Origin of the sequence: Lentzea sp. (assembly GCF_036380075.1) — a bacterium.
GTDB lineage: Bacteria > Actinomycetota > Actinomycetes > Mycobacteriales > Pseudonocardiaceae > Lentzea.
Genome location: NZ_DASVFL010000110.1, coordinates 21,113 through 28,438, shown reverse-complemented (window position 1 = coordinate 28,438; position 7,326 = coordinate 21,113). Strand labels below are relative to the sequence as shown.

Annotated in this window: 8 protein-coding genes; 5 read left to right on the top strand and 3 right to left on the bottom strand. The window is 68.7% G+C overall.

Going from position 1 to position 7,326, the window contains the following annotated elements:
• Positions 1–180 precede the first annotated feature (180 nt).
• Positions 181–921 carry an IclR family transcriptional regulator gene (locus VF330_RS14080; protein WP_330852018.1) on the bottom strand — a complete coding sequence of 247 codons (741 nt, stop codon included), beginning with the start codon at positions 919–921 and terminating at the stop codon, positions 181–183.
• A 76-nt stretch (positions 922–997) separates the two neighbouring features.
• On the opposite strand from VF330_RS14080, the gene aceB reads away from it, so the two are divergent.
• The 3 genes from aceB (at position 998) to VF330_RS14065 (ending at position 4,194) form a co-directional block, all read left to right on the top strand.
• Positions 998–2,482, top strand: coding sequence for a malate synthase A (gene aceB / locus VF330_RS14075; RefSeq protein WP_330852017.1), 1,485 nt, complete (start codon positions 998–1,000; stop codon positions 2,480–2,482).
• Positions 2,482–3,651: a DUF6986 family protein gene (locus tag VF330_RS14070; protein WP_330852016.1), complete on the top strand. Its 1,170-nt coding sequence runs from the start codon at positions 2,482–2,484 to the stop codon at positions 3,649–3,651. Before aceB ends, VF330_RS14070 begins: the two co-directional genes overlap by 1 nt.
• A 75-nt stretch (positions 3,652–3,726) precedes the next feature.
• Positions 3,727–4,194 (top strand): Imm1 family immunity protein, encoded by a 468-nt coding sequence (locus tag VF330_RS14065; RefSeq protein ID WP_330852015.1) that lies wholly within the window; start codon positions 3,727–3,729, stop codon positions 4,192–4,194.
• Positions 4,195–4,239: 45 nt separating this feature from the next.
• Here VF330_RS14065 and pucL read toward each other — a convergent pair whose 3' ends face one another.
• Together pucL and uraD are read right to left on the bottom strand one after the other, a co-directional pair.
• Positions 4,240–5,118, bottom strand: coding sequence for a factor-independent urate hydroxylase (pucL, locus tag VF330_RS14060; protein WP_330852014.1), 879 nt, complete (start codon positions 5,116–5,118; stop codon positions 4,240–4,242).
• 2 nt (positions 5,119–5,120) lie between these two features.
• Positions 5,121–5,642, bottom strand: coding sequence for a 2-oxo-4-hydroxy-4-carboxy-5-ureidoimidazoline decarboxylase (gene uraD, locus VF330_RS14055; protein ID WP_330852013.1), 522 nt, complete (start codon positions 5,640–5,642; stop codon positions 5,121–5,123).
• Positions 5,643–5,725: 83 nt separating this feature from the next.
• On the opposite strand from uraD, the gene VF330_RS14050 reads away from it, so the two are divergent.
• Both VF330_RS14050 and VF330_RS14045 read left to right on the top strand, forming a co-directional pair.
• Positions 5,726–6,472, top strand: a complete 747-nt coding sequence (locus VF330_RS14050; RefSeq protein WP_330852012.1) for a hydroxypyruvate isomerase family protein — start codon at positions 5,726–5,728, stop codon at positions 6,470–6,472.
• Positions 6,469–7,326 (top strand): NAD(P)-dependent oxidoreductase, encoded by an 858-nt coding sequence (locus VF330_RS14045; protein ID WP_330852011.1) that lies wholly within the window; start codon positions 6,469–6,471, stop codon positions 7,324–7,326. The genes VF330_RS14050 and VF330_RS14045 overlap by 4 nt, the downstream gene beginning before the upstream one ends.

Here is a 7,326-nt window from a genome sequence, read left to right as displayed (position 1 = left end):
CCCGGCGAAAAGCGTGCCGGGTTGACACCCCTACCTCGTTGCAGCAAGAGCTGTGGCGCGACTCGTGACGGGAACCCCACCGCGGAGAGCTTCGCTCAAAAGCCAAGAGCAAAAGCCAAAGCCAAGGCAAAAGCCAAGAGCTCGCCTTCGGCTTTGCGATGCTCGCCTTCGGCTTCGCTGTCAGCTTGGCTGGTCTGCCAGTCGCTCCGCGACCGCCAGGACCTCCGGCAGGATTCTCGACACGGCTTCCTTCGTCAGCCTGCCCTCCGGGCCCGACACCGACACCGCTGCGAGCGTCGGGCCGCCCAGCACCGGTACCGCGATGCAGCGGACGCCCAGTTCCTGTTCTGACTCGTCCAGCGCGTAGCCGCGCTCCTTGATCCCGTCCAGCTCGTCCAGCAGCTGGGTGGCGTCGGTGATCGTGTTCGTCGTGTACGCGGGTAGGCCCGTGCGGTCCAGTAGGGCACGCACCTCGTCGCGCGGTAGTTGCGACAGCATTGCCTTGCCCACGCCTGTGCCGTGTGGGAGCAGGCGGCGGCCCACCTCGGTGAACATGCGCATCGAGTGCTTTGAGGGGACCTGCGCTACGTAGACGACCTCGTCGCCGTCGAGGACTGCCAGGTTTGCTGTTTCCTCCACCGAGTCCACCAGTTGGCTGAGGAACGGCCTTGCCCACGTGCCGTACTGGCGGGAGGCGGTTTCGCCGAGGCGGATCAGGCGTGAGCCGAGGGTGTAGCGGCGGTTGCTGTTCTGGCGGACATAGCCCAGCGTGACAAGGGTGCGGATCAGGCGGTGGATCGTCGGGAGGGGGAGGCCCGAGGTGGCGGCCAGCTCGGAGAGGGACGCCTCGCCGCCTGCGTCTGCCAGGCGTTCCAGCAGGTCGAAGGCTCTTTGCAGGGACTGCACGCCACCTGTGGACACGTGCGGCTCCTTCCATTGCAGTTCCGCAATGCAAAAACTATAGTCCACACAGCAAAACCTAGAGAGGTGGATCCAGGTGCAGGTCCTGAGCGAAGAGGCTCTCGAGTTCGTCGCCGCGCTGCACGAGGCGCACGCCGCCCGCCGGGACGAGCTGCTCGCGTTGCGCGCTGAGCGCCGGCCTCTCGGGTTTCTCGACGAGACGAAGCACGTGCGTGACGGTGAGTGGCAGGTGGCTCCCGCGCCGGAGGCGTTGCGGGACCGGCGGGTGGAGATCACCGGGCCCACCGAGCGCAAGATGACGATCAACGCGCTGAACTCCGGTGCGAAGGTGTGGCTCGCCGACCTCGAGGACGCGAACACGCCGCACTGGGACAACGTCGTGCAGGGGCAGGTCAACCTCTACGAGGCGGCGCGGGAGACGATCGAGTTCACCTCGCCCGAGGGCAAGGAGTACCGGCTCAAGGGCGGGCCGTACCCGACGATCGTCGTGCGGCCTCGTGGGTGGCACCTTGACGAACGCAACTTGCAGTTCGGTGGGAAGAACGCCGTCGGGGCGCTGGTCGACTTCGGGCTGCACTTCTTCCACAACGCCGAGCTCGGCAAGCCGTACTACTACCTGCCGAAGATGGAGTCGCACCTCGAAGCGCGGCTGTGGAACGACGTCTTCACGACGGCGCAGCGGCTCAGGGGCGTGCCGCACGGCACGATCAGGGCGACCGTGCTGATCGAGACGATCCCGGCCGCGTTCGAGATGGAGGAGATCCTCTACGAGCTGCGCGACCACGCCTCCGGGCTCAACGCCGGGCGGTGGGACTACCTGTTCAGCGTCATCAAGTACTTCCGCGACGCGGGTGCCGACTACGTGCTGCCGGACCGCAACAGCGTGACGATGACGGCGCCGTTCATGCGCGCCTACACCGAGTTGCTGGTGAAGACGTGCCACAAGCGCGGGGCGTTCGCGATGGGCGGCATGGCGGCGTTCATCCCGAACCGGCGCGATCCCGAGGTCACCGAGAACGCGCTGCGCAAGGTCCGCGAGGACAAGACGCGTGAGGCGACCGATGGTTTCGACGGGTCGTGGGTGGCGCATCCTGATCTCGTGCCGATTTGCCGGGAGATCTTCGACGGGGTGCTGGGGGACCGGCCCAACCAGGTCGACAAGCAGCGGCCGGAGGTCTCCGTGACCGCCGCGCAGCTGCTGGACTTCAAGTCCGCGGGTGGCGCGGCGACGCGGGCCGGGCTGGAGAGCGCGGTCGACGTCGGCGTGCGCTACATCGCGTCGTGGCTGGGCGGCAACGGCGCGGCGGCGATCCACAACCTCATGGAGGACGCGGCCACCGCGGAGATCAGCCGGTCGCAGATCTGGCAGTGGGTCAACAACGGGGTCGTGCTCGACGACGGCACGCAGGTCACCGCGGACGCCGTGCGCGAGGTGCTCGCGCGGGTCGGCGGCTCGGTGGAGGGCCCGCACGTGGCGGCGGCCGTGGAGCTGTTCGAGCAGGTCGCGCTGTCCGAGGACTTCGTCGACTTCCTGACACTGCCGGCGTACGAGCGCATCTGATGTACCGGACCTCGCTGTCACCCGAAGACGTCGCGCGCGTGACGGCGCGGTTGTCCACTGTGGAACGCGTCTGGCCGGTGGGCCGTCAGCCCGTGCACACGTGCTACGTGCCCGCCGGCCGGATCATCGGCTCCACGATCGCCGACTGGGGCCGCGAGGCGCTGGCGTCGATCGAACCGGAGCTGCTCCCCGATCTGCCGGACGGCGTGCTGGAGCGGGTCGAGGCCAAGCTCCGCCGCGAACCGGTCGAGGACCTGCGGATCGACTTCGAGGACGGCTACGGCGCGCCCGAGGACGACGTCGAGGACATGGACGCCGAGAGCACGGCGAACCTCGTGTCGCGGTGGGTCGAGGACGGCACCGCGCCGCCGTCGGTCGGGCTGCGGATCAAGTCGTTCGACACCGCCGAACTGCGCGAGCGCGGGCTGCGCACGCTGGACATCTTCCTGACGGCGCTGGAGGAGGTGCCGCCGGGCTTCGTGATCACGTTCCCGAAGGTCACCTCGGCGGACCAGGTCGAGGTGTTCGCGGACGTCCTCGACCTCTTCGGTGGCGACCTGAGGTTCGAGATCCAGGTCGAGACCACCCAGTCCGTTGTGGACTCGCAGGGGCGGCTCGCGATCCCGGGGTTCATCGAGGCCGGTCGCGGCAAGGTGTCCGGCCTGCACTTCGGCACCTACGACTACACGGCCGGGTGCGGGCTTTCCGCCGCGCAGCAACACCTCGCACACGGCGCGTGCGATTTCGCGCGGCACGTCATGCAGGTCTGCGCCGCGGGAACGGGAGTGCGGCTGTCCGACGGCTCCACGAACGTGCTGCCCGTCGGCGACCAGAAGAAGCACGGCTGGGAGACGCACCACCGGCTGGTGCGGCGGTCGTTGGAACACGGTTTCTACCAGGGCTGGGACCTCCACCCGGCACAACTGGTGACACGATATGCGGCCGTTTACGGTTTCTACCGCGAAGGTCTCGACGCCGACGCCACGCGGCTGAAGTCCTACGTGCAGAACGTGTCCGGAGGCGTGCTGGACGAACCGGCGACCGCTCAGGCGTTGTCGTCGTTCTTCCTCCGCGCCGTGGACTGCGGCGCGCTCGACCCGGCGGAGGTGCAGGTCGCCACCGGTCTCGACGAGACGGCACTGCGGGGTCTCGCAACACGGTCGGTCTGATCGGGGCATCACCCGTTCGTGTGGTTCTGGGCAGGCCTGTCGACTGCTCCGGCCGTTGGGTGCAGGGTGGCTCGCATGAGCATGCGTGCCGGCCTCTGGACCGGCCTACCCGACCTCGACTCGGCCGAGCACAAGTACCAGGTCGTCGCGTGCGAGGGTGACGTGGACACGCTGATCAGGCTCCTGGCGCGCCCCGAGTGCAACGACGGCTCGCTCGACCACTTCGGCCGCTCGCTCACCGCCGACGGCGACCCGGACCACAACGTGGTGCTCGCCGTGCGCGGCGCGTGGGGCTACCTGTACTACGTCGACAACTCCTTCATGGGCTGGCCGAAGGGGTCCGCGGAAGCGCCGTACGTCAACGAGAAGTACACCGACTTCCCGCCCGGCGTCGGCGTGCCTCTGGAGCTGTACAAGCAGCTGCTGGTCGAGTTCATGACCACAGGGGAACGGCCGGCGGGTGTGGACTGGTACAGCGAGGCCGACCTGTTCCACTCGTGGCGCGACCAGCAGATGTCGTTGCGCGGCACGGAGAAGCGCTGACCGGACGGGCCGGGATCGTGCCCGGCCCGTGTCCGGCGGTGACGCTCAGAACGTGGGCAGGGTGCTCCAGGCGAGACCGGCGTCCGGAGCGTCGTCGCGGAGGATCGAGCCCTCGATGAGCCCGTACGGGCGGTCGGCGGCGTAGAAGACCTCGTTGTCGTTGTCCAGGCCGAACGGGCTGAGGTCCACCAGGAAGTGGTGCTTGTTCGGCATCGACAGCCGCACCTCCGCCACCTCGGGGTGCGACTGGAGGACGGCCTCGCCCATCGCGTACAGCGTCTGCTGCAACGACAGGGAGTGCTTGTCCGCGAACGTCTTCAGCATCACCGAACGGATCTCGGCGAACGACTTCGCCCAGTCCACGTCGGTGCCGGCGTAGCGCCAGCGGGCCGTCACCGACGTCGCGAGGATGCGGTCGTCGGTCTCCTTCAACGTCGTGTACGGGTCCTTCGGGTAGCCGTGGAACTCCGACCCCGTCGACTTCAGCGCCACGAGGTCGCGCACACCTGAGACGACCCAGGCCTGCGCGCCCTCGACCGTCACGGCGGTGGTGCGCTTCTCGTGGGAGCCCTGGACGAACGCGTGGTCGTGGCCGTCGATGCGGTCCCACGAGTGCTCGTCGACGAGGACGCGCGCGCCGGAGATCGGTTCCTGCGAGCCGACGAAGTGCCGGCCCAGCCGCAGCGCGAAGTCCTCGATCTCGCCGACCGGGGCCTGCTTGGCGAACGCGTAGACGGTGTTCTTCTGCGTGTCGGTCGCGAGCACCTTGGCGTTGTCGCCGGTGAGGTGCGTGTCGGCGAGGTCGCCGCGCAGCGACGTGCTGACGGTCAGGTCCTTGATCGTGTGCACGGAACCGTTGCGCGACACCGTGACGAGGCGGTTCTCCGCCTTCCCGTACTGGTTCGGACCCAGGACGATGGCCATGTTCAGCTCCCGATCAGCTTCTGCAGCCGCAAGGCCGCGATCTTCGCGAGTTCGTCGTTGACGACGCGGAGCTCGACGTCCGGCGGGTTGTCCATCCGGCTGGACAGGTTGCCGAGCACCTCCGCACCGCTCAGGCCGGTCGCGCACACGAGGTAGATGTGCCCGAACCGATCCTCGTACGCGGCGTTCGCAGCCGCCAGGCGATCCGCCTCCGAGCTGTCCACACCGGACTGTTCCGACCGCGACCACGCCGCCGACACCCCGCCCGTCCTCTGCCGTTCGCCGATGCGCGGGTGACCGGCGATGGCGCCGAGCACCTCCTCGTCGGAAAGCCCTTGCGCGGCAACGGAAGAAGCCGCGAGGAGAGCACCCGTCGACGTGTAGGGCCGACCGGCCAGGACCGCGTCGACCCAGCGGGGCACCGCGAGGCACTCGGTGAGCAGAGGGCGGAGCTCGGCCTCCGGGGCGCTGTTGAAGCTGTCCACGGCTCTCCAAGTTTCTGTATCGCGGAATCTAGTTTCCACATTCTTGACCCACGCGTTCTGGGATGTCTAGTGTCTCCGTATTACGAAATCCAACTTCCGCAATGTGGAAGGAACTGCCGAAGATGTTCGACGCAAACCTGTCCATGCTCTTCACCGGACTGCCGTTGCTGGAGCGCCCGGCAGCGGCACGGGCCGCCGGGTTCGACGCGGTCGAGATCTGGTGGCCGTTCGCGGACGCCGTACCCGAGACGCGCGAGGTCGAGGCCTTCGAGAACGCGGTCGTCGACGCGCAGGTGCGCCTGGTCGGCCTCAACTTCTTCGCGGGCGACATGCCCGCGGGCGACCGCGGCCTCGTGAGCTGGTCCGGCCGGGAGGCGGAGTTCCGCACCAACGTCGAGGTCACCGCCGCCATCGCCGGCCGCCTCGGCTGCCGCACGCTGAACCTGCTGCACGGCAACTTCGAGACCACCCCGCAGACCGTCTCGAACTACCGCTTCGCCGCCGACGTCGCCGCGGAGATCGGCGCGCAGGTCGTGGTCGAACCGCTGAGCGGTGCGCCGAAGTACCCGATCAAGACCGCCGGGCAGGCGTTCGAGCTGATCGACGCGGTCGACCGCGGCAACGTGAAGCTGCTCGCCGACCTCTACCACCTCGCCACGAACGGCGACGACCTCGACACCCTCGCCGACCACGCCGACCGCATCGGTCACGTGCAGATCGCCGACGCTCCCGGACGTGGTGAGCCCGGCACCGGCGAGCTCGACCTCTTCGGGCACCTCGCGAAGCTCCGCGCGAACGGCTACCGCGGTTTCGTCGGCGCCGAGTACAAGCCCGTCACCCACTCCTTCGCTTGGAGGGACAACGCATGACGAAGATCGGTTTCATCGGGCTCGGCATCATGGGCAGCCCGATGGCGGCCCACCTGGTGGCCGCCGGGCACGACGTGACGGGTTTCGACCTCAGCCCGGCCTCGCTCGACAAGCTCGTCGCCGACGGCGGCGAGGCCGCGTCGTCCGCGCAGGAGGCGGTGAGCGGCGCCGAGGTCGTCATCACGATGCTGCCGAACCACCCGCAGGTCGAGGCGGTGATCGACGAGGTGGCGTTCGACGACGGCACGTTGCTGATCGACATGAGCACGATCCGCCCGTCCACCTCGATCGACATCGCGAGGAAACTGTCGACCGTCCGGGTGCTCGACGCGCCGGTCAGCGGTGGTCAGACCGGTGCGGTCCAGGCGTCGCTCAGCATCATGGTCGGCGGCACCGAGGCCGACTTCGCCGCCGCCCGGCCGTTCCTGGAGGTCGTCGGCAAGACGATCGTGCACGTCGGCCCGCACGGCGCCGGGCAGGTCGTGAAGGCCGCGAACCAGTTGATGGTCGGCGGCATCTACGCCCTGGTCGCCGAGGCGATCGTGCTGCTGGAGGCGTCCGGCGTCGACCCGAAGGCGGGCCTCGACGTGCTCGCGGGCGGGCTCGCGGCGAACCGGATCCTCGACCTCAAGCGCGAGACGATGATCGCCCGCGAGTTCCAGCCCGGCTTCCGGATCGACCTGCACCACAAGGACATGGGCATCGCACTGGACGCGGCGCGCTCCGCCGACGTCGCGCTGCCGGTCACCAGCCAGATCGCCGCGCTGGTCGCGGCGGCGCGTGCGCAGGGGTACGGGTCGCTCGACCACTCCGCGCTGCTCAAGGTCGTCGAGAACTTCGCGGGAAGGGCCTGA